The sequence below is a fragment of the Pseudomonas sp. RC3H12 genome (assembly GCF_018596375.1).
Classification (GTDB): domain Bacteria; phylum Pseudomonadota; class Gammaproteobacteria; order Pseudomonadales; family Pseudomonadaceae; genus Aquipseudomonas.
In genome coordinates, this window is sequence record NZ_CP075595.1 from 3,364,105 (window position 1) to 3,387,647 (window position 23,543).

Annotated in this window: 19 protein-coding genes and 1 pseudogene; 8 read left to right on the forward strand and 12 right to left on the reverse strand. The window is 64.9% G+C overall.

What is annotated here, in order from left to right; translation table 11 throughout:
• Positions 1 to 18: 18 nt before the first annotated feature.
• The gene (locus KHO27_RS15295) at positions 19 to 1,374 is read left to right on the forward strand and encodes an HlyD family type I secretion periplasmic adaptor subunit (protein WP_046854598.1); all 1,356 of its coding nucleotides are present in this window, start codon (positions 19 to 21) and stop codon (positions 1,372 to 1,374) included.
• Between the two features lie 66 nt (positions 1,375 to 1,440).
• On the opposite strand, the gene KHO27_RS15300 is transcribed toward KHO27_RS15295, so the two are convergent.
• The 4 genes and pseudogenes from KHO27_RS15300 to KHO27_RS15310 all read right to left on the reverse strand — a co-directional run bounded on the left by KHO27_RS15300 (position 1,441) and on the right by KHO27_RS15310 (position 4,793).
• Entirely contained in the window at positions 1,441 to 2,040 is a 600-nt protein-coding gene (locus KHO27_RS15300) for a tRNA-uridine aminocarboxypropyltransferase (RefSeq protein WP_110701041.1), read from the reverse strand.
• Between the two features lie 153 nt (positions 2,041 to 2,193).
• Positions 2,194 to 3,222: a methyl-accepting chemotaxis protein gene (locus KHO27_RS15305; protein WP_371041529.1), complete on the reverse strand. Its 1,029-nt coding sequence runs from the start codon at positions 3,220 to 3,222 to the stop codon at positions 2,194 to 2,196.
• Positions 3,223 to 3,477: 255 nt separating this feature from the next.
• A pseudogene (locus KHO27_RS26585) lies at positions 3,478 to 3,801 on the reverse strand (PAS domain-containing protein); the annotation flags it as partial.
• Between the two features lie 98 nt (positions 3,802 to 3,899).
• Positions 3,900 to 4,793 carry a LysR family transcriptional regulator gene (locus KHO27_RS15310; protein ID WP_102684298.1) on the reverse strand — a complete coding sequence of 298 codons (894 nt, stop codon included), beginning with the start codon at positions 4,791 to 4,793 and terminating at the stop codon, positions 3,900 to 3,902.
• Between the two features lie 224 nt (positions 4,794 to 5,017).
• Between KHO27_RS15310 and speB the strand changes: the two genes are divergently transcribed.
• From speB to KHO27_RS15340, 6 genes are all read left to right on the forward strand, one after another.
• Positions 5,018 to 5,968, forward strand: a complete 951-nt coding sequence (gene speB, locus KHO27_RS15315) for an agmatinase (RefSeq protein ID WP_110701047.1) — start codon at positions 5,018 to 5,020, stop codon at positions 5,966 to 5,968.
• Between the two features lie 202 nt (positions 5,969 to 6,170).
• Positions 6,171 to 7,550 carry a sodium:solute symporter family protein gene (locus tag KHO27_RS15320; RefSeq protein ID WP_046854592.1) on the forward strand — a complete coding sequence of 460 codons (1,380 nt, stop codon included), beginning with the start codon at positions 6,171 to 6,173 and terminating at the stop codon, positions 7,548 to 7,550.
• 188 nt (positions 7,551 to 7,738) lie between these two features.
• Positions 7,739 to 9,526 carry an N-acetylglutaminylglutamine amidotransferase gene (locus KHO27_RS15325; protein ID WP_111532610.1) on the forward strand — a complete coding sequence of 596 codons (1,788 nt, stop codon included), beginning with the start codon at positions 7,739 to 7,741 and terminating at the stop codon, positions 9,524 to 9,526.
• Between the two features lie 3 nt (positions 9,527 to 9,529).
• A complete protein-coding gene (gene ngg / locus KHO27_RS15330) occupies positions 9,530 to 11,275 on the forward strand; it encodes an N-acetylglutaminylglutamine synthetase (protein WP_110701071.1) in 1,746 nt (581 codons plus the stop codon).
• 90 nt (positions 11,276 to 11,365) lie between these two features.
• A complete protein-coding gene (locus KHO27_RS15335; RefSeq protein ID WP_214500432.1) occupies positions 11,366 to 12,550 on the forward strand; it encodes an osmoprotectant NAGGN system M42 family peptidase in 1,185 nt (394 codons plus the stop codon).
• Between the two features lie 119 nt (positions 12,551 to 12,669).
• The gene (locus KHO27_RS15340) at positions 12,670 to 12,897 is read left to right on the forward strand and encodes a YheU family protein (RefSeq protein WP_023630058.1); all 228 of its coding nucleotides are present in this window, start codon (positions 12,670 to 12,672) and stop codon (positions 12,895 to 12,897) included.
• A 7-nt stretch (positions 12,898 to 12,904) separates the two neighbouring features.
• Here the strand turns inward: KHO27_RS15340 and KHO27_RS15345 are convergent, their stop codons facing one another.
• Complete coding sequence (locus tag KHO27_RS15345) at positions 12,905 to 13,090, reverse strand: carbon storage regulator (RefSeq protein WP_102684290.1); 186 nt, start codon at positions 13,088 to 13,090, stop codon at positions 12,905 to 12,907.
• Between the two features lie 127 nt (positions 13,091 to 13,217).
• A complete protein-coding gene (locus tag KHO27_RS15350) occupies positions 13,218 to 14,030 on the reverse strand; it encodes an SDR family oxidoreductase (protein WP_110701075.1) in 813 nt (270 codons plus the stop codon).
• A gap of 211 nt (positions 14,031 to 14,241) precedes the next feature.
• Between KHO27_RS15350 and KHO27_RS15355 the strand changes: the two genes are divergently transcribed.
• Entirely contained in the window at positions 14,242 to 14,394 is a 153-nt protein-coding gene (locus tag KHO27_RS15355) for a DUF3309 family protein (RefSeq protein ID WP_046854586.1), read from the forward strand.
• Between the two features lie 19 nt (positions 14,395 to 14,413).
• On the opposite strand, the gene KHO27_RS15360 is transcribed toward KHO27_RS15355, so the two are convergent.
• The 6 genes from KHO27_RS15360 to KHO27_RS15385 all read right to left on the reverse strand — a co-directional run bounded on the left by KHO27_RS15360 (position 14,414) and on the right by KHO27_RS15385 (position 23,444).
• The gene (locus KHO27_RS15360) at positions 14,414 to 17,614 is read right to left on the reverse strand and encodes a transporter substrate-binding domain-containing protein (protein ID WP_110701077.1); all 3,201 of its coding nucleotides are present in this window, start codon (positions 17,612 to 17,614) and stop codon (positions 14,414 to 14,416) included.
• Positions 17,615 to 17,627: 13 nt separating this feature from the next.
• Positions 17,628 to 18,254: a response regulator transcription factor gene (locus KHO27_RS15365; protein WP_110701079.1), complete on the reverse strand. Its 627-nt coding sequence runs from the start codon at positions 18,252 to 18,254 to the stop codon at positions 17,628 to 17,630.
• A 29-nt stretch (positions 18,255 to 18,283) separates the two neighbouring features.
• Entirely contained in the window at positions 18,284 to 19,399 is a 1,116-nt protein-coding gene (locus tag KHO27_RS15370; protein WP_250888368.1) for a hypothetical protein, read from the reverse strand.
• Positions 19,400 to 19,467: 68 nt separating this feature from the next.
• Entirely contained in the window at positions 19,468 to 20,202 is a 735-nt protein-coding gene (locus tag KHO27_RS15375) for a fimbrial biogenesis chaperone (protein ID WP_111532606.1), read from the reverse strand.
• Positions 20,203 to 20,370: 168 nt separating this feature from the next.
• Positions 20,371 to 22,878, reverse strand: coding sequence for a TcfC E-set like domain-containing protein (locus KHO27_RS15380; protein WP_214500434.1), 2,508 nt, complete (start codon positions 22,876 to 22,878; stop codon positions 20,371 to 20,373).
• A gap of 86 nt (positions 22,879 to 22,964) precedes the next feature.
• The gene (locus tag KHO27_RS15385) at positions 22,965 to 23,444 is read right to left on the reverse strand and encodes a CS1 type fimbrial major subunit (protein WP_110701085.1); all 480 of its coding nucleotides are present in this window, start codon (positions 23,442 to 23,444) and stop codon (positions 22,965 to 22,967) included.
• Positions 23,445 to 23,543: the final 99 nt, after the last annotated feature.

The following is a 23,543-nucleotide window of genomic DNA, read 5'->3' on the forward strand; positions in this document are numbered from 1 at the left end:
CCGCATCGGAGGTAGAACATGCCCATCAGCCACAGCGTGCGCAGCTACCTCCAGGGCGGCGACAGCCGCGCCGAACGCGACTATATGCCAGAGTTGGCCGGCGCCACCCTGCAGGAGTCCCCCAGCCTGTCGCGCCTGACCGTGTGGCTGGCGGCGATCCTGCTGCTGGTGGCGCTGGTCTGGGCCAACTTCGCGGTGCTCGACGAAGTCACCGTCGGCGAAGGCAAGGCGATCCCGTCGAGCAAGGTGCAGGTGGTGCAGAACCTCGAAGGCGGCATCGTCACCGAGATCTTCGTGCGCGAGGGGCAGATGGTCGACAAGGGCGCCACCCTCCTGCGCCTGGATGACACGCGCTTCAAGTCGAACAAGGGTGAAAGCGAGGCCGACCGTTACGCCCTCAGCGCGCAGGTGGAACGCCTGTCGGCCGAATCCGAAGGCCGCCCCTTCGTGCTGTCGAGCGAAGTCCGCGCCAAGGCCCCGCAGGTGGCCGAGGACGAGGCCGCGCTGTACGAATCACGCCAGCGCCGCCTGACCAGCGAGAAGCAGACCCTCAATGAACAGCTGCGGCAGAAGACCCAGGAGCTGGCCGAGTTCCGTTCCAAGGTCGACCAGTACCGCTCGGCGGTGGGCTTGTTGCAGCAGGAGCTGGACATGTCCTCGCCGCTGGTGAGCAAAGGCGCCATCTCCCCGGTGGAGATCCTGCGCCTCAAGCAGCGCAGCGTCGAGGCGCGCGGCCAGCTGAACGCGACCAACCTGGCCATCCCCCGCGCCGAAGCGGCAATCGCAGAGATCCGCAGCAAGATCCAGGAATCGGACGCAAGCTTTCGCTCCGACGCCGCCAAGGAGCTCAACGACAAGCGCACCGAACTGTCGAAGATCACCGCCACCAGCATCGCCATCGACGACCGGGTCAACCGCACCACCGTGGTGTCGCCGGTGCGCGGCATCGTCAAGCTGCTCAAGGTCAACACCATCGGCGGCGTAGTGCAGCCGGGCAGCGACCTGGTGGAGATCGTGCCGATTGAGGACAACCTGCTGATCGAGGCCAAGGTGCGGCCACAAGATGTGGCGTTCCTGCACCCGGGGCAGACCGCGATGGTCAAGTTCAGCGCCTACGACTACACAATCTACGGCGGGCTCAAGGCCAAGCTGGAACTGATCGGCGCGGACACCGTCACCGACGACAAGGGCAATGCGTTCTACCTGATCCAGGTGCGCACCGACAAGAACCACCTGGGTGGCGACAACAAGCCGCTGCTGATCATCCCGGGGATGGTCGCCACGGTGGACATCATCACCGGGCAGAAGAGCGTGCTGGACTATCTGTTGAAGCCGGTGATGAAGGCCCGGACCGAGGCCTTGCGCGAGCGCTGACCGCTATCTGAATATGAGTGGGAGCAGGCTTGCCCCGCGATAAGGCCGGCACAGCCAACCACTTGATCACGCCTGGCCGTGATTACGCTCGAAGGTTTCGGCGCCCATGGCTGCGATCTGCCCGTCGATCAAGGCCTCGAACGGGCGCAACAACGCATCGAAGCCAGCAGGCGCTTCCAGCACGTTAAGCGCCTGCACGATCGCCTCGAGAGTGGATACGGCGCCTGGCTCAGGTGCCTTGCGCAACCGGTAGCGCGAAGGCAGGACCGCGCCCAGCGTCACCCGTGGCAACCCCTCCAGCTGCGGATTCAGGTAGAGCATCTTGCGTGCCTTGCGCCAAGTACCGTCAGGTACGATCAGCAGCAACGGCAGATCATCACCCTGCCCGTATGCATGCAAGACCTCTGCCTCATCACCTGGGAACAACAGGACCGGGCGATAATCCGCTGTCGCCAGCAAGGTCTCCAGGTCATCGAAAATCTCGCCGATCCGCAGCTCGGCATTGACCAACCCAAGGGCAGCCAGGCGTGCCGTGTTCAGGGCGTGGGCGGTTTCACTGGGGTGTTGCAGCACGACCACGCGGGTACGGCTGTCCAGGTGCGGGATCAGTGCGCAAAGGCAATGGGCGAGCGGGCGCTGGCAGCGCTCGCAGCGGGGTCTGGGCATGGGGAACTCCTTGGGGCGGGTAGTTTGCCACAGGGCAGCCATCCCCGGGTTGCTGCGAGGCATACGTGGGAGCGGGCTTGCCCCGCGACAAAGCCGGCACCGCAATCGCGGGGCAAGCCCGCTCCCACGCCTCTACTGTTACCCGCTACAGCTTCAGCGGTTGAACCGCTCCGCCAGGCTGTGCAGGTACTCCGCCATGCGCTCCAGGTCCTGGCTGATTTCGGCGCCCTGCTTGGCCTGTCCCGCGCTCTCGTCGCACAAATGAGCGATGCGTACGATCTGCTGGTTGATGTCCTCGGCCACATGGCTCTGCTGCTCGGACGCCGTGGCCATCTGCTGGCTCATGCCGGTGATGCGGCTGATGGCCTGGGCGATTCCCGACAACGCCTCCTGCACGGCCTCGACGCTGTGCACACTGTCGCTGGAGATCTGCTGCCCGCGGCTGGCGCTGGCAACCGCGCGGTCGGCACCGGAACGCAGGGTGGAGATGATGTGGTGGATCTCCTCGGTCGAGGCGCGGGTGCGCTGCGCCAGCGACCGCACCTCGTCGGCCACCACGGCGAAGCCCCGGCCCTGTTCGCCGGCCCGCGCCGCCTCGATGGCGGCATTGAGCGCCAGCAGGTTGGTCTGCTCGGCAATCGAGGTAATCACGTCCACCACGCTGCCAATGGACTGGGTCTGCTCGGCCAGGGCGTTGACCGCCTGGCCGATGTCGCTGACCGCCTCGTTCATGCTGCCCATGGCGCGCAGGCTCTGCTGCGCCAGGTCGCTGCCCTGCTGGGCCAGCTGGTCGGCGTCGCTGGCGGCGTGGGCGGTGGTCTGCACGTTATGGGTCACCTGCTGGATGGTCGCCGCCATCTGCGCGATGGCGGTGGCCGACTGATCGGTCTCGCTGCGCTGGCGGTCGAGCATCTGCGCCTGGGCATCGGACAGCCCGGCGGACTGCGCGGCCCGTGACTTGACCCCGACACCGGCATCCACCAGGCGGGTCAACGCGGTCTGCAGGCGCGCCTCTTCGCTGATGATGGCCAGGTCGAGCTGGCCCTGCAGGCCGGGGTTGTCACTGTAGGTCAGGGCCACCAGCGGGCTGGTGAAGGCCTTTGGGTGCTCTTCGAGGGTGCGACGAATCGACTGGTTCTGCCGGTGCTCGACCACGTACCAGGCCGCCAGCAGGCTGGCCATCAGCACCCCCAGCGCCGCGTAGGGCGGCAACCACAGGTAGGCGGCGGCCGAGAGCAGGCCCGCGCCGATCAATGGCCAGCCGTGGCCGATCCCGTGTCCCAGGCGTGCTGCCAGCGGGACCGGTGAGCGCCCCGCGCGCAGACGGGCGTACAACTTTTCTGCCCGGCAGATCTGCTCCCGGCTCGGCACCGAGCGCACCGATTCGTAGCCACTGATGCGGCCGTTCTCGTACACCGCCGTGACGTAGGCGCTGACCCAGTAGAAATCGCCGTTCTTGGCGCGATTCTTGACAACGCCCATCCAGGGCTTGCCCTGCTTGATGGTGTCCCACATATGCCCGAAGACCGCCGGCGGCATGTCGGGATGACGCACCAGGTTGTGCGGCTGGCCGACCAGTTCGTCGTAGGTGAAGCCGCTGATGGCCACGAATGCGTCGTTGCAATAGGTAATGCGACTGTTCAGGTCGGTGGTGGAGATCAGCCGCTGGTCTTGGGGAAAGGTTCTTTCGTGCTCGGTGACGGGCAAATTCATGCGCATCGTTGGCGATCCCTTGCTTATCCAGATGAGTGGGAAAATCATCAAAGCAAGTAGATGTTTAGCAGAAGGCCAGCATGCTAGCGGTCAAGTTTTGTAGGAAATTCGCTCGACCTGACCGAGCGGATTGAACAACGCCTGCTTCAGCCCACGTTGAGCTGGCTTTTGAGCAGGTCGCGGAACGTCTGGATCAACGGTTCCCGGCTGCGGCCACGACGAATGATCAGGGAAAACGGCGCCTGGTAACCGAAGGTGGCCGGCGACAGGACCCGCAGGTCGCCCTTGTCGACCCAGGCCTGGGCATAGTGCTCGGGCAGGTAGCCGATGTAGGCGCCGGAGAGAATCAGAATCAGTTGTGCCTCCATGCTCTCCACGGTGGCGGCGCTGTGCTTGAAGCCATGCCGGGCCAGCTCGGCCTGGCTCCAGTAGCCACGCCCGACCATGCGCTGCTGGGTGACCACCGGTTCGGGGATGCGTCGTTCGGCGAACAGCGGGTGGCGGCTGCTGCAATACAGCCAATGCTGCTCGCGGTACAACGGCTGGTAGAGGAGCCCGCTCATACGCGAGGAAAACGCGCCGATGGCCAGGTCCAGACGATTGTCCTGCACGCCGAGCTGCAATTCATAGGGACTGGACACCGACAGGTGCAGGTGCACCGCCGGGTGTTCCTGGCTGTAGGCGCCGATGGCCTCGGCCAGCGGCAGGGCGCTGTCGCCAACGGTGGAATCGATCACCCCCAGGTTCAGGGTGCCGCGCAGTTCGCCCTTGAGCGCGGCGGCGTACTGCTCGAAGCCGTCCAGCTCGCCCAGCAGGCGCAGGGTCTCCTGATGGAACAACTCGCCCTTGCTGGTCAGGCTGAAGCCGCCCCGGCCACGGTGACAGAGCACGATCCCGAGGGCGCCTTCAAGCTGGCTCATGTAGGTACTGATCGCCGAGGTCGACAGGTTGAGGTCTCGCTGGGCGTTGGCGAACCCCTGGTGGCGCACCACGCTGGCGAAGATGCGCAGCAGTTTCAGGTCGGGCAGCGATGAGGCCATGGCGCAGGCTCCGCAGGGTGGAAATCGCCAGAGTCTAACCCGGTTGCCGGCCGATAGTTCAGAGAATCCTGAAGTAAGTATTTGTCGGTAGCGATTCTTCCCGGCCACTACCTTGCGCAGACTGCGGCGAAATGTCCCTGCCCGCCAGCATGACCAGATGATCCGGGCGCGCGGCGGCACAGGTTCGAACAAACAGAACAATCGACCGACTGATGAGGCCCACCGTGGACAAGATTCTCCACCAACCACTGGGCGGCAACGAAATGCCGCGTTTCGGCGGCATCGCCACCATGCTTCGCCTGCCCCACCTGCAAAGCGCCGAAGGCCTGGACGCCGCGTTCATCGGCGTGCCGCTGGACATCGGCACCTCGCTGCGCTCCGGCACCCGCTTCGGCCCGCGGCAGATCCGCGCCGAGTCGGTGATGATCCGCCCCTACAACATGGCCACCGGCGCCGCCCCGTTCGACTCGCTGTCGGTGGCCGACATCGGTGACGTGGCGATCAACACCTTCAACCTGCTCGACGCCGTGCGCATCATCGAAGAGGCCTACGACGAGATCGTCGAGCACAATGTCATCCCGCTGACCCTGGGCGGCGACCACACCATCACCCTGCCGATCCTGCGTGCCCTGCACAAGAAGCACGGCAAGATCGGCCTGGTCCACATCGATGCCCACGCCGACGTCAACGACCACATGTTCGGCGAGAAGATCGCCCACGGCACCACCTTCCGCCGCGCCGTGGAAGAGGGGCTGCTCGATTGCGAGCGTGTGGTGCAGATCGGCCTGCGCGCCCAAGGCTACACCGCCGACGATTTCAACTGGAGCCGCCGCCAGGGCTTTCGCGTGGTGCAGGCCGAGGAGTGCTGGCACAAGTCGCTGGCGCCGCTGATGGCCGAAGTGCGCGAGAAGGTCGGTGGCGGCCCAGTGTACCTGTCGTTCGACATCGACGGCATCGACCCGGCCTGGGCGCCCGGCACCGGCACCCCGGAGATCGGCGGCTTGACCACCATCCAGGCGATGGAGATCATCCGCGGCTGCCACGGCCTGGACCTGATCGGCTGCGACCTGGTCGAGGTTTCCCCACCCTATGACACCACCGGCAACACCTCGTTGCTGGGCGCCAACCTGCTGTTCGAAATGCTCTGCGTGCTGCCGGGCGTGGTGCGCCGCTGAGATACCCCATCGCTGGCAAGCCGGCTTCCTGTGGGAACTGGCTTGCAGCGATGAAGACGTCACGACACCAGCAGTGAAACACCCCGGCAGGAGCCATTCGGGAGGGCCATAGAGGCCCGCCAACACAAGACAGAACCGCCGGGCGCCTTGCACCGTTCGGACGGCCGATCTCGCCATAATAAAGATAATCGGGAGACCCCCAATGGCCTTGGACATCATCGTTGTACTGATCTATGCCGCCGGCATGCTCGCGCTTGGCTGGTACGGCATGCGGCGCGCGAAGACCCACGAAGACTACCTGGTGGCCGGGCGCAACCTCGGCCCGACCCTGTACATGGGCACCATGGCCACCACCGTGCTGGGCGGCGCCTCCACCGTCGGCACCGTGCGCCTGGGCTATGTGCACGGCATCTCCGGCTTCTGGCTGTGCGCCGCCCTGGGCCTGGGGATCATCGCGCTCAACCTGTTCCTGGCCAAGCCGCTGCTGCGCCTGAAGATCTTCACCGTGACCCAGGTGCTGGAGCGCCGCTACAACCCGATGGCCCGCCAGGCCAGCGCGGCGATCATGCTCGCCTACGCGCTGATGATCGCGGTGACCTCGACCCTGGCCATGGGCACCGTGCTGCAGGTACTGCTCGACGTTCCCTTCTGGATGGCCCTGCTGTTCGGCGGCGGTGTGGTGGTGGTGTACTCGACCATCGGCGGCATGTGGTCGCTGACCCTGACCGACATCGTCCAGTTCGTGATCAAGACCGTGGGCCTGATGTTCATCCTGCTGCCGGTGTGCCTGTACAAGGCCGGCGGCTGGGACGCCCTGGTGGCCAAGCTGCCGGCGGCCAGCTTCAGCTGGACCACTATCGGCTGGGACACCATCATCACCTACTTCCTGATCTACTTCTTCGGCATCCTGATCGGCCAGGACATCTGGCAGCGGGTATTCACCGCCCGTGACGAGAAGGTCTGCCAGCGCGCCGGCACCACCGCCGGTGTCTACTGCGTGCTGTACGGCCTGGCCTGCGCGCTGATCGGCATGGCCGCCCACGTGCTGATGCCAGACCTGGCCAACCCGAACAACGCCTTCGCCGAGATGATCAAGGGTCAGCTGCCCGAAGGCATCCGTGGCCTGCTGATGGCCGCCGCCCTGGCCGCGATGATGTCCACCGCCAGCGCGGGCCTGCTGGCCGCCTCCACCACCCTGACCGAAGACCTGCTGCCGAAACTGCGCGGCGGCAAGCAGTCGAGCCTGGGTATCAACCGCCTGTTCACCCTGTTGACCGGCCTGGTGGTGCTGGGGATCGCCCTGGCGGTGAACGATGTGATCAGCGCCCTGACCCTGGCCTACAACCTGCTGGTGGGCGGCATGCTGATCCCGCTGATGGGTGCGATCTTCTGGAAGCGCGCGACCACCGCCGGCGCCATCGCCAGCATGACGCTGGGCTTCGCCACCGCCTTGTTCTTCATGTTCAAGGACGGCCTGGACGCCAACTCGCCGATCTACTACAGCCTGGCCATCGGCCTGGCGAGCTTCGTGCTGGTCAGCCTGGCGTCACGCAAGCCGGTGGCAACGGTGAACCTGGCCTGACACCTGGAGCCTCATCGCCGGCAGGGCGGCCCCTTTCGCCAGGGGCCGCCTTGCCAGCGAAAAGCCTGTAGGCGACCACTCGCCCTATATAACGGATTGATCTAAAACTCTCACTTCCTGCCCCGGTCACTACCTAAGTGCCCACTTTCGCGGCACACCCTCCCCAACGGCAAAACCGGTAAGGACTTATGTGCGGATTAGCAGGAGAGTTACGTTTCAGCCCCCTCGACCAAGCCCCTCGCCCGGCGGACCTCGCCGCGGTGGAGCGCATCACCCACCACCTGGCGCCCCGCGGCCCCGACGCCTGGGGCTTCCATAGCCAGGGCCCGATCGCCCTCGGCCATCGCCGCCTGAAGATCATGGACCTGTCCGACGGCTCGGCGCAGCCCATGGTCGACAATGACCTGGGCCTGGCCTTGGCCTTCAATGGCGCCATCTACAACTTCCCCGAGCTGCGCCAGGAACTGCAAGACCTGGGCTACCGCTTCTGGTCGGACGGCGACACCGAAGTGCTGCTCAAGGGCTATCACGCCTGGGGCGCGGCACTGCTGCCCAAGCTCAACGGCATGTTCGCCCTGGCCATCTGGGAGCGCGACAACCAGCGCCTGTTCCTGGCCCGCGACCGCCTGGGCGTCAAACCCTTGTACCTGTCGCGCAACGGCGAGCGCCTGCGCTTCGCCTCGACTTTGCCGGCGCTGCTCAAGGGCGGCGATATCGACCCGGTGATCGACCCGGTCGCGCTCAACCACTACCTGAACTTCCACGCCGTGGTGCCCGCGCCGCGCACCCTGCTGGCCAATGTGCAGAAGCTCGAGCCCGGCACCTGGATGCGCATCGACCGCCATGGCGAAGTCGAGCGCCAGACCTGGTGGCAGTTGCACTACGGCCCGAACCCTGACGAACGCGAACTCGACCTGGAGGGTTGGACCACCCGCGTGCTCGACGCCACCCGCGATGCCGTGGCCATCCGTCAGCGCGCGGCGGTGGATGTCGGCGTGCTGCTCTCCGGCGGTGTCGATTCCAGCCTGCTGGTCGGCCTGTTGCGCGAGGCCGGGGTAGACGACCTGTCGACCTTTTCCATCGGCTTCGAGGACGCCGGCGGCGAACGCGGCGACGAGTTCCAGTACTCCGACCTGATCGCCCGGCACTACGGCACCCGTCACCACCAGTTGCGCATCGCCGAGCACGAGATCATCGAACAACTGCCGGCGGCATTTCGCGCCATGAGCGAACCGATGGTCAGCCACGACTGCATCGCCTTCTACCTGCTGTCCCGGGAAGTGGCCAAGCATTGCAAGGGTGTGCAGAGCGGCCAGGGTGCCGACGAACTGTTCGCCGGCTACCACTGGTACCCGCAGGTCGATGGCGCCGAGGATGCCTTCGCGGCCTATCGCGAGGCTTTCTTCGACCGCAGCCACGCCGAGTACCGCGCCACCGTGCAGGCGCCCTGGCGGCTGGATACCGACGCGGCAGGTGATTTCGTGCGCGAACACTTCGCCCGCCCCGGCGCGCCGGACGCGGTGGACAAGGCGCTGCGCCTGGACAGCACGGTGATGCTGGTGGACGACCCGGTCAAGCGAGTCGACAACATGACCATGGCCTGGGGCCTGGAGGCGCGCACGCCGTTCCTCGACTACCGCCTGGTGGAGCTGTCGGCGCGCATCCCGGCGCGCTTCAAGCTGCCTGATGGCGGCAAGCAAGTGCTCAAGCAGGCGGCGCGGCGGGTCATCCCCCACGAGGTGATCGACCGCAAGAAGGGCTACTTCCCAGTACCCGGCCTCAAGCACCTGGAAGGCGCAACCCTGGGCTGGGTGCGCGAGCTGCTGACCGACCCGAGCCAGGATCGCGGCCTGTTCGACCCGGCCATGCTCGACCGCCTGCTGAGCAACCCGCACGGCCAGCTCACGCCACTGCGCGGCTCCAAGCTTTGGCAACTGGCGGCCCTGAACCTGTGGCTCAGCGAACAAGGAATCTGACCGATGAAAGCCCAAGAGATCGCCTACGGCCAGCGCTTGCTGCGCGGCCAGGCGCCATCCTACGAGCGCCTGCAGGCGCGCCTGGCCGGTGATGGCAGCGAGCCTCACGACCGGCCACGGGCGCTGCACTGTGGCTGGGGGCGGCTGCTGATCGGGCATACCTACCCCGATCCGCTCAGCCTGGCCGAAGACCTGCTGCAGGAGCAGGCGGGCGAGCGTGACATCGCCCTGTACGTCGCGGCCCCCCAGCAGGTGCTGGCCCAGGCCCCGCAGCAACTGTTCCTCGACCCCTCCGACACCTTGCGCCTGTGGTTCACCGACTACCGCCCCGCGCAACGGGTGTTCCGCGGCTTCCGCATCCGCCGGGCGCAGGGCCCGGCGGACTGGCAGGCAATCAACACGTTGTACCAGGCCCGTGGCATGCTGCCGGTCGACCCTGAGCTGCTTACCCCGCGCGAGCTCGGCGGGCCGGTGTACTGGCTGGCCGAGGACGAGGACAGCCAGGCGGTGATCGGCAGCGTCATGGGCCTGGACCACAGCAAGGCCTTCGACGATCCCGAACACGGCTGCAGCCTGTGGTGCCTGGCGGTGGACCCGCAGTGCACGCGGCCCGGCGTCGGCGAAGTGCTGGTACGCCACCTCATAGAGCACTTCATGAGCCGCGGCCTGGCCTGCCTCGACCTGTCGGTGTTGCACGACAACCGCCAGGCCAAACGGCTGTACAAGAAGCTCGGCTTTCGCAACCTGCCGACCTTCGCCATCAAGCGCAAGAACGGCATCAACCAGCAACTGTTCCTCGGCCCTGGCCCCGAGGCGACGCTCAACCCCTATGCGCGGATCATAGTCGACGAAGCGCTGCGGCGCGGCATCGAGGTGCAGGTCGACGATGCCGCCAGCGGCCTGTTCACCCTCAGCCTGGGCGGGCGGCGGATCCGCTGTCGCGAATCGTTGAGCGACCTGACCAGCGCCGTGACCATGACCCTGTGCCAGGACAAGCGCCTGACCCGCCACGCCCTGCACAATGCCGGGCTGCAGGTGCCGGCGCAACAGCTGGCGGGCAACGCCGACGACAACCTGGCGTTTCTCGACGAACATGGCGCAGTGGTGGTCAAGCCGGTTGATGGCGAGCAGGGCCAAGGGGTGGCGGTCAACCTCACGACGATCGATGAAGTCAGCCATGCCGTGGAGCAGGCCAGGCGCTTCGACAGCCGTGTGCTGCTGGAGAGCTTCCATGCCGGCTGCGACCTGCGCATCCTGGTGATCGGCTTCGAAGTGGTGGCGGCAGCGATCCGTCACCCGGCGCAGGTGGTCGGCGACGGCAAGCACAGCATCCGTGCACTGATCGAAGCGCAGAGCCGTCGGCGCCAGGCCGCCACGGGCGGCGAGAGCCGCATTCCGCTGGATGACGAAACCGAACGTACGCTCAAAGGCGCGGGCCTGGGTTACGACGACATCCTCCCCGCCGGGCAACGCCTGGCCGTGCGCCGCACCGCCAACCTGCATACCGGCGGCACCCTGGAGGATGTCACCGAACGCCTGCACCCGGTGCTGGCCGACGCCGCCGTGCGCGCCGCCCGCGCCCTGGAGATCCCGGTGGTCGGCCTGGACTTCATGGTCCGCGATGCCGAGCACCCGGACTACGTGATCATCGAAGCGAATGAGCGCGCCGGGCTGGCCAATCATGAGCCGCAACCGACGGCCGAGCGCTTCGTCGACTTGTTGTTCCCGCATAGCCGGGCTTTGGCCTGAAATCCATCGCGGGGCAAGCCCGCTCCCACGTGATTGCGTGGGAGCGGGCTTGCCCCGCGATGAGGCCCTCGAAACGAAGGAGTGATCCTGATGCCTGAGAAACACCCCGAACCCGATCTCGACTACCTCAAACGCGTCCTGCTGGAAATGCTCGCCATCCCCAGCCCCACCGGCTTCACCGACACCATCGTGCGCTACATTGCCGAGCGCCTGGATGAACTGGGCATCCCCTTCGAGCTGACCCGTCGCGGCACCATCCGCGCTACCCTCAAGGGCCGCCAGAGCTCGCCTGACCGTGCCGTTTCGGCGCACCTGGACACCATCGGCGCCAGCGTCCGCCAGTTGCAGGACAATGGCCGCCTGGCCCTGGCGCCGGTGGGCTGCTGGTCGAGCCGCTTCGCCGAGGGCAGCCGGGTCAGCGTGTTCACCGACACCGGCGTGTACCGCGGCAGCGTACTGCCGCTGATGGCCAGCGGGCACGCCTTCAACACCGCCATCGACCAGATGCCGATCAGCTGGGAGCATGTGGAGGTGCGCCTGGACGCCTACTGCACCACCCGCGCCGACGCCGAAGCACTGGGCATCGCCATCGGCGACTTCGTCGCCTTCGACCCCTTGCCGGAGTTCACCGAAAGCGGCCATATCAGCGCACGCCACCTGGACGACAAGGCCGGTGTCGCTGCGTTGCTGGCGGCGCTCAAGGCCGTGGTCGAAAGTGGCCGGCAGCCGCTGATCGACTGCCACCCGCTGTTCACCATCACCGAGGAGACCGGCTCGGGTGCCGCGGCCGCCCTGCCCTGGGATGTCAGCGAATTCGTCGGCATCGACATCGCACCCGTGGCACCGGGACAGGCATCCAGCGAGCACGCGGTGAGTGTGGCGATGCAGGACTCGTCCGGGCCCTACGACTATCACCTGTCGCGCCACCTGCTGAAACTGGCCGGCGACCGCGACCTGCCGGTGCGCCGCGACCTGTTCCGCTATTACTTCAGCGACGCCCACTCGGCGGTGACCGCAGGGCATGATATCCGCACCGCCCTGGTGGCCTTCGGCTGCGATGCCACTCACGGCTATGAGCGCACCCATATCGACAGCCTGGCGGCGCTCAGCCGGCTGCTGGGCGCCTACCTGCTCAGCCCCCCGGTGTTCGCCAGCGACTCGCAGCCGGCCAGTGCGTCTCTGGAGCGCTTCAGCCACCAGCTGGAGCACGATGCGCAGATGGAAAGCGACACCCGGGTGCCGGCGGTGGACAGCCTGGTGGGCAACAAGGGCTGAGAGCAATCTGCAGGAGCGGCGCTGCGCCGCTCCTGCACAGGCTTCCTACGCCAATCGACTGCGCATGACAGAGGATTTCACGTAGCATGCGCACATCCCCATCACCACTGCGCAAACCCATGCTGATCCCCCACGACCAACTCGAAAGCGAAACCCTCACCCGCCTGATCGAGGACTTCGTCACCCGCGACGGCACCGACAATGGCGACGACACGCCGCTGGAAACCCGAGTGCTGCGGGTACGCCAGGCGCTGGCCAAGGGGCAGGCGTTCATCCTGTTCGACCTGGAAAGCCAGCAATGCCAGTTGCTGGCCCGGCATGAAGTACCACGGGAACTGCTGGAGTAACGGCTCATCAGGCTCGCTGCTTCTCCAGTTCCAGGGCCTTGATACGTTTGTAGACTTCTACCCGGTGCACCTCCACCTCTCGAGGTGCGCAGATGCCGAAGCGCACCTGGCCGTTCTCCACCGACATCACCTGAATCCGGATGCCCCCGTCAATGACGATGACCTCGCCCACTTCGCGTCCGATAACCAGCATCTCCGTTGCCTCTCGCTCAAGGGAAAATCGGAGACTGCCTCGCCAGCTTTCGCCTACTCAATCCTTCGCCGCAGAAATAGACATTTCCTACTTGTGAAGGTAAAGAAAGCCTACAGAAATTCTCTGATTAGTTAGCTTTACGTGACTTTGCCCGCATTTTGACCGCCATGTCCGCCATTTCGTCGTATAGCCGCTCAGGTGCCTGACACTTGAGTTTCCAGGCCTGACGCCCGGCTTCATGGGGAAGGATCAGGAACTCGTCGGCAGCCACCCGCTCATGAATATACTCGGCGATGTCGGCCGCATTGATCGGCGAGCCTTCCAGCAACTTGCCCACTTGCGCCTTCATCGCCGGGTCCGGCCCACGGAACGAGTCGAGCAGGTTGGTGTGGAAAAACGACGGGCACACCACATGCACCGCCACCTCCACCTGGCGCAGCTCCACCAGCAGGCTTTCGGACAGCGCCAGCACACCGGCCTTGGCCACGTTGTAGTTGCTCATGCCCGGCCCCTGCATCAGCGCCGCCATCGAAGCGATGTTGATGATCCGCCCGCGGCTGCGTTCGAGCTGTGGCAGGAACGCCTTGCAGCCCTTGACCACGCCCATCAGGTTGACCGCGATCTGCCAGTCCCAGTCTTCCAGGGACAAATCGGCGAAGAAGCCGCCCGAGGCCACCCCGGCGTTGTTGACGATCACATCGATGCCGCCGAACTTTTCCTCGCAGGCCTGGGCCAGGGCTGTGAGCTGGCTGTAGTCGCGCACATCGCAGCGCTGGATGAAACCGTCGCCACCGGCCTGGCGCACCAAAGCCAGGGTTTCGCGCAAACCCGCCTCATTGACGTCTGCCAGGGCCAGCTGCCAGCCATCACGGGCCCAGCGCAGGGCAATCTCGCGGCCAAGGCCGGAGCCTGCGCCAGTGATCATCATTCGGTTGTGCATGGTGGAGCGCCTTGAACAGTGGGAATGACTGGAGTCTAGCCACAACACCCTGGCTGCCGGTACGGCATCAAATTGCTGAATACGCCAGTATCGGGTGGCAAGCAATTCAATCGCCAGGCAGGCTGATTGAATTTTTAGCCAAGGGCACCGGTCGGAACCATTAAGCGGCTACCGCTGCGCTCCAGCCCTTCCATCACGCAAGGACTCCGCCATGACCACGATCCTCATCATCATCCTGATCCTGCTGCTGATCGGTGGCTTACCGGTCTTCCCTCACTCCCGTTCATGGGGTTACGGCCCGTCCGGCATCATCGGCGTGGTGCTGGTGGTCCTGCTGATTCTCTTGTTGCTGGGCAGGATATGAACCTGCCTTGGCATGACGCTCAGGCCTGAGCGCGGCTGCCCAGATAGTGCTCCAGGTCTTGCATAACCGCATGCAAGACCTGGACATCACGGTGCAGTCGCTCAAGATGCAAGGGTTCGCTCGCACAACTGGCCTCTAGCCGCTCGCAGGCGCTGATCAGGTCGCCCGCGCGCAAGATGCGTGCGCCGCCCTTGACCCGATGTGCCAAGGCAGCCAGGGCCTTTGGGTCCTCGCCTGACTCCGCCAAGCGGGTCAGATCATCACGATTGCTGCGACGCAGATCGGCCAGCACTGCCTCCAACGCGCCCTGGTCATTGTCCGCCAACTGTCGCAGATGCTCGAAATCGAATACCGCCTTGCGCGCCTCCCCATCCGGCAGCCGCTTGCCCTGCCGGGCAACACTGCCGCCCAGTGCGCCAATCAGTGCCTGCAATCCGAGGGGTTTGAACAGGCAGTCATCCATGCCTGCAGCACGGCAGCGCCGCCGTTCGTCCGCCAACGCGCTGGCGGTAAGCCCGACTAGCCGACACGCTGTCCGGCCCCTGCGCCGCTCATGCAGGCGAATCGCCCTGGCCAGGCCATAGCCGTCGAGTCGCGGCATGCTGCAATCGCTGATGACAACATCGAAGTGCTCGTTCAACCACAGCCGTAGGGCCTGCGCCCCATCTTCGGCAACCCGGGCCTGATGCCCCAGGTAGTCGAGCTGCTGAGCCAACAGCACTCGATTGGCCGGGTAGTCGTCCACCACCAGCACGCGCAGCGGTAGTTCATCCACCGGGACATCGCTGGGTGGTGCTACCACAGGCACTGACAGATCCAGCGGGTGGATCGGCAGCTCGAGGTGGATTTGCGCCTGGGTGCCCCTGCCCAGCTCGCTGTTCAACTGCAAGTGGCCGCCCATCAACTGGCACAAGCTGTGGCAGATGCCCAAGCCAAGCCCCGTGCTGCTGCGCGGCGACTGGCACTGGTTGCTGGCCTGGCGAAAGGGCTGGCCCAGCTGGGCCAATTCGGCCTTGGCAATGCCGATACCGGTGTCATCGACGATCAGGCGCGCCACCAGGCAATCGCCGCGGGGCTGAGCAAAAATGCTCACCTGTACCCGCCCCTGCGGGGTGAACTTGATCGCATTGCTCAACAGATTGGCCAACACCTGCCGGAAGCGCACCGGGTCAAGCAGCACCGGGCGGTCAACCTCGCCCTCAACAGTGAGGTCGAGCCGCAATCCCTTGCCACGGGCCTGTTGGTCGAACAACTGGATAACCTGCGTCACTTGTTCGCGCAGGCATGCCACGGTCGGCGTCAACTGCAACTCGCCCGCCTCGATGCGGGTTACGTCGAGGATATCGCCGATCAGTTCCTGCAGTCCCCGGGCAGCGTCGGCGGCCACCTCGATGGCCAAATGATCGAGCACGCCCTGGCCCGCCTTGCGCTGGGCAAGCTCCAGCATGCCCAGCAGGGCATGCAGCGGCGTGCGGATTTCATGGCTCATGGCTGCCAGGAAATGGGTCTTGGCGTGGTTTGCCGCCTCGGCCCCTCTCTTGGCCCGCCGCAGCTGCACCTGCAGACGGCGCAGGTAGCGGATCCACAGCAACGCCACGACCAGTGCAGCAAAAGCGCCGAGAAATCCCAGCAGCAGGTGGGTCCGGTACCGCTGCCAGGCACTGGCGGCAACGATCAGCGGGCTGCGCCAACGCCGGACCAGCGCATCGATTTCGCGCGGGGCCAGGTCGAGCAACGCCTTGTCGAGGATGCTCTGGAGATGGACCGCCCCCGGGCTGCTGGCGAACGCGAAATGCGCCGCTGGCAAGGCCAGGCTGCTGATTCGCAGCCGCCCCGGGTACCAGCGCGCAACCAGCAACCGGGCCTGGTCGAGAGGAAGCACGGCTGCCGCGACCCTGCCGGCGGCCACCGCGTGCACCGCCTCCAGCGCACCACTGACCGGTGACTGCAGGACCCTCGGGTACGCCTGGGCCAGCAGCTCCTGGGCCACGCTGCCTTCCTCCAGTGCCAGCCGGCGCCCGTCCAGTTGGGCCAGATCATCTGGCCGCTCGGCGTGCCCCTGCATCACCAGCACATACGCAGAGCTCAGATAGCCACGACTGAATCGCAGGCGCTCTCCACGCGCCGGGCTGTAGGGCAGGCCGGCAATCAATTGTGCCTTTCCCATGAGTACCTGCTCGACCATCTGTGCCGCGGTGCCGCCTGCCTCGGCCTGAAACTCCAGGCCCGTTCGCCGGCCAAGCAATTGCAACAGATCGAGGCTCAGCCCTTGCAGTTGCCCTTTACCATCGCGGTAGCTCAAGGGCATTGCCTGCTCATTCACCAGCACTTTGATGCGTGGGTTTTCGGCCAGCCAGTGCTGCTCGGCATCGCTCAGCGGAATGCCTGGCGACCTGTGCACGACAGCAGGTCGTGCATGCCAACGCTCGTGAACATCCGCATGCTGATCGCCGAGGCCTTCCAGTACTCGATCAACCAGGCCGATCAACGCCTTGTTGTCACGGGCCATGGCAAAACCGACAGCTTGGCGCGCCAGGGCTGCATGGCCAATTTCTTCGGCACCGTTCCATTGATTGCGGCCCAGGAGATAACGGCTTCCCAGCGTGCTGCCCAGATAAAGGTCGGCATCACCCAGCGCGAGCGCCGCCAAGGCACTGAAGGGCGAGGGATGGAGCTGGATTTCGGCCAAGGGATACAACGCCTGAACCTGTTGACGCGGACGGTACCCGTCGACCAGCGCCAACCTGAAGCGGGCGCCGCTGCGGATCCGCTCCCGCGCATGCTGCTGCGGGACGATCAGCAAGGGGCGGTCCTGGGCATAGGGCGCTGACAGATGCAAACCTGCCTCGAGCGCCTGCTGCGGGCTGACGGACCCGAGCAGGTCGATACTGCCTTGGCGCAGGGCAGCGGCCGCCTCGGCGAACGATGCAAACACCTGCAGCTGCACTTCAAGACGCAGTTGGCTCGCCAGCAGCCCGACGTAGTCGGCGGTGATGCCCTCATACGCCTGCCCCGTGGTGAGCATGTCGAACGGTGGGTTGTCACGGGCGATCACGCCCAGGCGCAACTCGCGGTGCTCCCACAGCCAGCGCAGCTGCGCGTTGTCCAGGACCGGCGGCAGCGTCTGCGGGGCGGGACGCGCATGCAGTTGCACGGCGGCGCAGGTTGGCAGGTAGCTCAGACACCCCAGTATCCCTATCAGCAAGGCACGCAGGAACACGGGACTACAGCGCTCAGATGAGCGCGTTGCGACGGGCGAAATCCGCCAGGTCGATCAACGAGCTGAGTCGCAGCTTTTCCAGCAGGCGAATCTTGTAGGTGCTGATGGTCTTGTTGCTCAGCAACATGGCCTCGCCGATGGCCTTGTTGCTATAGCCTCGCGCCAGGTGCTGCAGGACCATCAGCTCGCGATCGGTCAAACTGGCGATGCACTGTGCCTCGGTTGTCTGCAGGTCCTGGCGGTTGACCGAGCTGAGCGCAACTTCGGGAAAGTAGCTGTAGCCAGACAGCACGGCGCGCACCGCTTTGCCGAGTTCATCGAGGTCATCGGTTTTGGACACATACCCAACGGCCCCGGCCTGCATGCAACGCAATGAGTAGGACTCGGCCAATTGCGAGGTCAGTACCACGATACGCGTGCGCGTCCCCAGCGCCTTGATCCGGGCGATCACTTCCAGCCCGTCCAGGCCCGGCATGGCGATATCGAGAATCACCAGGTCCGGCGCCTGCTCACGGGCCAGGCGCACCGCGTCGATGCCATTGTCGGCCTGGCCGATGATCTCCAGGCGTTGCTGGCGCAGCAGCATGCAGACGGTGCTGCGGATGAAGGGATGGTCGTCGACCACCAGGGCTGTGTGCATAGTGTTACCTCACGAATCGCACCGAACGGCTACAACTCGGCGTCAAACACCACGGTGACTTGGCCGTGATAGGTGCTGCCGGTGTGGCTGAGCATTCCCTGGACATCGTCGCGAGCCACTTCAAAATGCAACTGGCCAGGCCGGTTGACCGTTGGCTGCACCGATTCGAAGTTCAGCGCCTGCGCTCGACCACTCGGTAGTGAAACACGCTGTACGCCATTGGTCTGGTGCTGGATGCCACCGGGCAAACTGAGAGCTACATCCACCGGCACACTATGGCTGGCCGCATTGCGTATTCCACATCGGTCACCCATGTAGTGCTCACAGAGTTTGTAAACCTTGAATGGGCCAGTCGACCAGATCCGGAATGGGAGATCTCGATACAGCCGCTGCGGTGATCTGCCGCCTGCCTGCCAAGCTTGCCAGCCATTTCTCGGTTCGAGGACGGCACGTTCGGAACCTGGTGGGAACTCAAGGTGAAAATCGTGCTGGACGTCCAATTCGAAGTTGACCGTAAGGGTGTTGCCACTGAGATTCTCAACGTTGCTGCCAAAGTCGAAATCACCGCCGGGGCCAATCGTGAATACCGTGCTGCCATGGTAGATCCCGGATGTGAGCCGATAGGCCGGTGGGATTTCCAGGCGAAAACCTGCACCCATTTCCGGCACTTCCAGACGCGTCCCGGGCAGTGGCTCCGCGCTGACCGCCCAGCATGGCGATGGAGCAGTAGGGTCCGTCAGCCGCCAGTAGGCCTCTACCCCATAGGAGATATTCCTCAGGTACTGGGGCCTGCATCCTCCACTGGGCCGACTGTCGAGTGGGTTGTTGACGAATGCGCCATTGTTCATGCCAACAATATGAATGAGTTCCCAAAAGAAGCTCACCTGCCGCGCCTCCCCCGTTTCTTGATGATAAACGTCAACCTGTCGTTTCCCCGGCGCACGCAGGTAGAAACCATCGCGTACATCCGAAGTATCCTCCCTCAGGGTCTTGGCAAAGGTGATAGGCAGCACGCTCGTCTCAGCCCAACCGCATGTAAACGGATACCGTCGGCACAGGCCCGAGGGAGGCGTGGTGTTCTCGAAGCGTCCTGAAACCCCACCGCGATACTGGGCCGAAATGGTGATTTCCAGTGCATGCGTCATGGGGGTCGCCAAAGCGAGTGCCCAAGCGAGACGGCGCAATACCTTCGCCGTAAAGGCTACGCAAACGCTCATCCCTCCAGTACCTGTGCTTGACGCTTGGCACCTTCATGCAACTCGAATTGGTGAACCTTGGTCGGGTGCCCTTCGAATTGGCGATGGCGTCCAGGCAGCAGATGATGCTTCGTGGCGGACTCACAGTCCTGACCTTGAGCCCGGCATTGTCGAAAATGATCAAGCACCACAGTACTGTTGCCTTCATTGGCAACGCTTAGCGTTCCCCCTTGGCGCAGCACATGGGTCTTGTAACGGGTTTCCTTAGGCCGTACGAACAACAGCGAGCCATAACCCGCCAGCAGGTTGACCCCAGCCTTGAGGCTGTCCCGGTACTTCTCAGCCTCCTGCTCATCCACCGCGAAACCATCGTCCAGCTCCGGCAGCACCGGCACGAAGCGCAGACGGAAATACCGCTCCTGCTCCCGTGAGCCACGGTAAAGCAGGCGTACCGCCTGCATGCCCTGGGCCGGTACGATCAGCCGCGCCGGGCTGGCGACCAAGCCACGCTGCTCCAGTGGCAGCCCATCGGTGTCGATTTCACGGGCAACGCCAGCTGCGTCATACACCAGCTCGGCGACGCTGACCTTGACGAAAGCAGTGGTGTCGCCGCTGTTGCGTACCCGCTTGAGCAAGGTGCTCTTGTCCCCGTCAAGGTAGTCGTAAAGTGCGCCGACATTGAGTTCGGGGGCGGCACTGGCGACCAGGGGCAGCGCCAGCAGTGTCGAGGCCAGCAGGCGGAAAATAATCATGATGCGAACTCCGTGCGTCATTGACGGGAAAGTATTGATGGGAGTGGCTCTGCGGTCATTGCCAAACCAGCGGGATCCTTCCCACACAGCACCCAGAAACGTCCTAAACCGCAGTAGGCCTTTGCCCTGAGTAGCGCTATCGCCCCGAGCATTGCCTTGCCGGCCGGGTTAACCCTGCCCGTTGCGTGCAAACGCTTCGGCCTGCACCACGCCAGGTGCACAGCGCTGGTCGCCGGCCAGCAGCACGTCGTCCTCGCGCTCCAGGGTGTTGATATCCAGGCGGAGCAGGCACACCGGCTGCCCCTTTTGACGGATCTCCAGCGTGGGGGTCGACTCGCTCATTTCGACCGCGAAGAAACCATCGGCCTCGCTGACACCGCGGCTGGCATGGTTGATCACCTGGGCACCGCGCAGCGGCCGCCCCTGTCCATCAAGCAGCCGCCCCAGCACCGTCACCGTGCGCAACACCCGCAGTTGACGGTATTCGATGCCGCCGCGGTTGAGGTGATAGTCCAGGCTCGAAGGCTGGATCACCGCGGCGTTGGCCGCGCTATCCTCGAAGTCGAACTGCACATGCCCTGCCTTGTAGGCTGCCACCGGGATCACATTGCGCCCTGGGTGCAAGCTGGCGGTACTGCCGTGACGGTCGTCGGCGCGTAGCTTGAGGCCGTCGATGTCGGTGTCCACATCAACGATGAGCCCCGCCTGGTGAGGCAGGTACTGGCCACTCACCGCTGCCCTGCCCGCGCCCACGGCGATCAGGCTTTCCAGGTTGATGCCACCACTGAAGTCGCCGTTGTACGACGAGCGCTGGACATAGGCATCACCGTGCAGCAACTGGTTCTCGAACTGCGTGTCACCGCCCAGCCCTGCGCCATAGCGATCCGCGCTGACCGTGGCGCCCACACTGCGCAGCGGGCCGATGTCGACATCCTGCTGGTAGGCCAGCGAGGCGTTGAGGTCGCGCCCACCCTCTCGCGAGGTCCGGCTGCCGACACTGGCGGATACACGCCGGCCGCTGCCGCCCCCCAGGCTCATGCTCAGGCTCAGGTTGACCCCTCGGCTGCGGGAGTCGCCCGTGGCCGCCGTACCTGGACGATCGAACAGCGACAGTCGCCAGTTGGCGTCCGAGCCCAACAGACGACCGTAGTACGACCAACCCAGGTCCAGGCCAGTACCTGCATTGGCGCCTTCAGCATGCGCAAGCCGCACGCTGACGGTGTTGCGTGGGTCGAGACGGTGGCTCAACGACAGCGACGATTGTGTCTGGCGCGCCTGGAATGATCGCGACGGTTCATCGTCAAAGCGGCTCCAGTCGGGACGCGCCAGCCAGGTTCGGCTGTGGCTGGCAACCAGCGAGCCACTGTCGTAGGCATGGATCAGCTGCAAGTCGTAGCCGTTGCCCTGGCCTTGGGTCTGGAACAGGTTGGCGTACAGCTTGAAACGCTCACGCAGGTCCCAGTCCAGCGAGGTACCGTACTGCATGGCGTCATCGACACGCTGTGCCGACAAGCCAAGGATCGCCCGTGGATGCAGCATGTAGTTGGCCAGCACGCCAGCGGCGAGGCTGTCGTCGGTGTCACGCTCCCAGTTGCTCAGCAACGTACTCTGGCGCCCCAGGTAAAGGTTGTAGCGCCAGGGCGCATCGGTACTGCGCCAGTTGCTGGGTTTGTAGATGAATTCCTGAGTACGCGAGGTTTCCTGGCCGTCTTCGACCAGGCGTACCTCGACTTCGTAGATGCCTCCGGGCAGGACCTTGGTGTCGAGGGTCTGCAATCCAGGCTGCACCGGTTGGCTGTTGATCAGCACGCCGTTGCGGTAGACCTCGGCGACGGCGGGACGATTGGGGGTAACGTAGATCGGCGTGGCACTTGGTGCGCCAGTGTCGATGGCCAGGCTGTCGCTGCTGCCCAGCATCAAGCCGAGGGTGGTATCGGCCGTGCCGCCCATCAACCGGGGCTGACGGGTCAAGCCCTGGGCGCTGGGGGTGAAGTAGCCCAGCCGATAGAACTGGTTTTCCACCAGGCGCTCGGCATACAACTGGTCGACCCGGTGGCGCGTGCCCTGGCGGCTGTCGCTGCCCCGGTCGAGCTGGCCGTCGGCCAAGGTCGTCCAGTTGCCCACGCTGCCCTGGCCCTGCAAGGCATAACGACCACTGGTGGCATGGCCGTCATTGACCAGGTTGAGCTGATTGCGCAGCAGCAGCCCATAGCTGCCCTGCTCCGGCTGACGATGAAAACGTTCACTGATATCGGCGATCTCGGCCTGGTCGGTCAACAGCGACAGCTGCGAATTCACCAGGCTGTAGTGCATCGCGCGCAGGCCGTCGGGGCAATCGGCGCGGCAGTCACCCAAAGGGCGGCCGTCAATCAGGCGCTCACGCCAGCGGCGGCGCAGGCTTTCCGGCTCACGGCTGTCGAGGGTATCGGTGAATTCCAGCAGTTGCACGCGCTGGTCGCGACTGAGCACCACCATGGCATCACCGAGATAGCGCCCATCGAGGTCGACCCGGACCGCCAGCGGCACATCGAAAAAATGCGCTTCGAACTCACGCGGCAGGCCCTCGACAGCGCTCAGGGCAGTACCGGCTGCCTGGCCGGCGGGCGAATGAACGGCCAGCCAGGCCAGCAGTGGCAACCAGCGGCCTATGGCCGCCAAGGTGGAATGATTGGTCATGAGGCGTCGCTTGCAGGCAATACCCACCCGCCCCTCGGCGGGAGCCGAGGGTCAGGGGGAACAACGGATGAACGAAGAGGGAGGGCTCAGGGTGCAGCGGTTTCGAAGATCATGCTCACCAGGCCCTGGTAGTTGCCAGGCACATAACCGGTGGCCGGCGCGGGCTGGGCCGCCACTTCGAAGCCGATGATCGCGCCCGGTGCTGCCTGGGTGGCGCTGACGACTTCGATCGGGGTGGTCTGCAGCACGGTGTCGCCGACCTTGACGTCGAGGCCGATGTTTTCGGTGCCACTGGCGATGACCGCCGGCGATACCAGATAGGCGGTAATCGGGCCCACAGTGCTCTTGACCTGCAATTCCTTGCGGATCGGATCGAGCTTGGCCTGATACGAGTTCCAGGCCATTTCCTGCGGGTCGTTCATCCAGTTGCCGCCCACCGGCTCGACGAAGAAAGCGTCGGTCGGCACCTGGGCGGTTACCAGGACCTGCTTCTCGATCGGGTCCACCGCAAAAGCGGAACCCGCGAAGAACATGGCCAGGGGAAAGGCGAGTAACGTACGTTTCACGAATCTGATCTCCTTGAAGTGGTCAATGCCTGCCGGCGCATAGCCAGCGGGTGAGGAGAAGTATTGGTGAACACATCGCGGCGATGACTAAGACCGTTC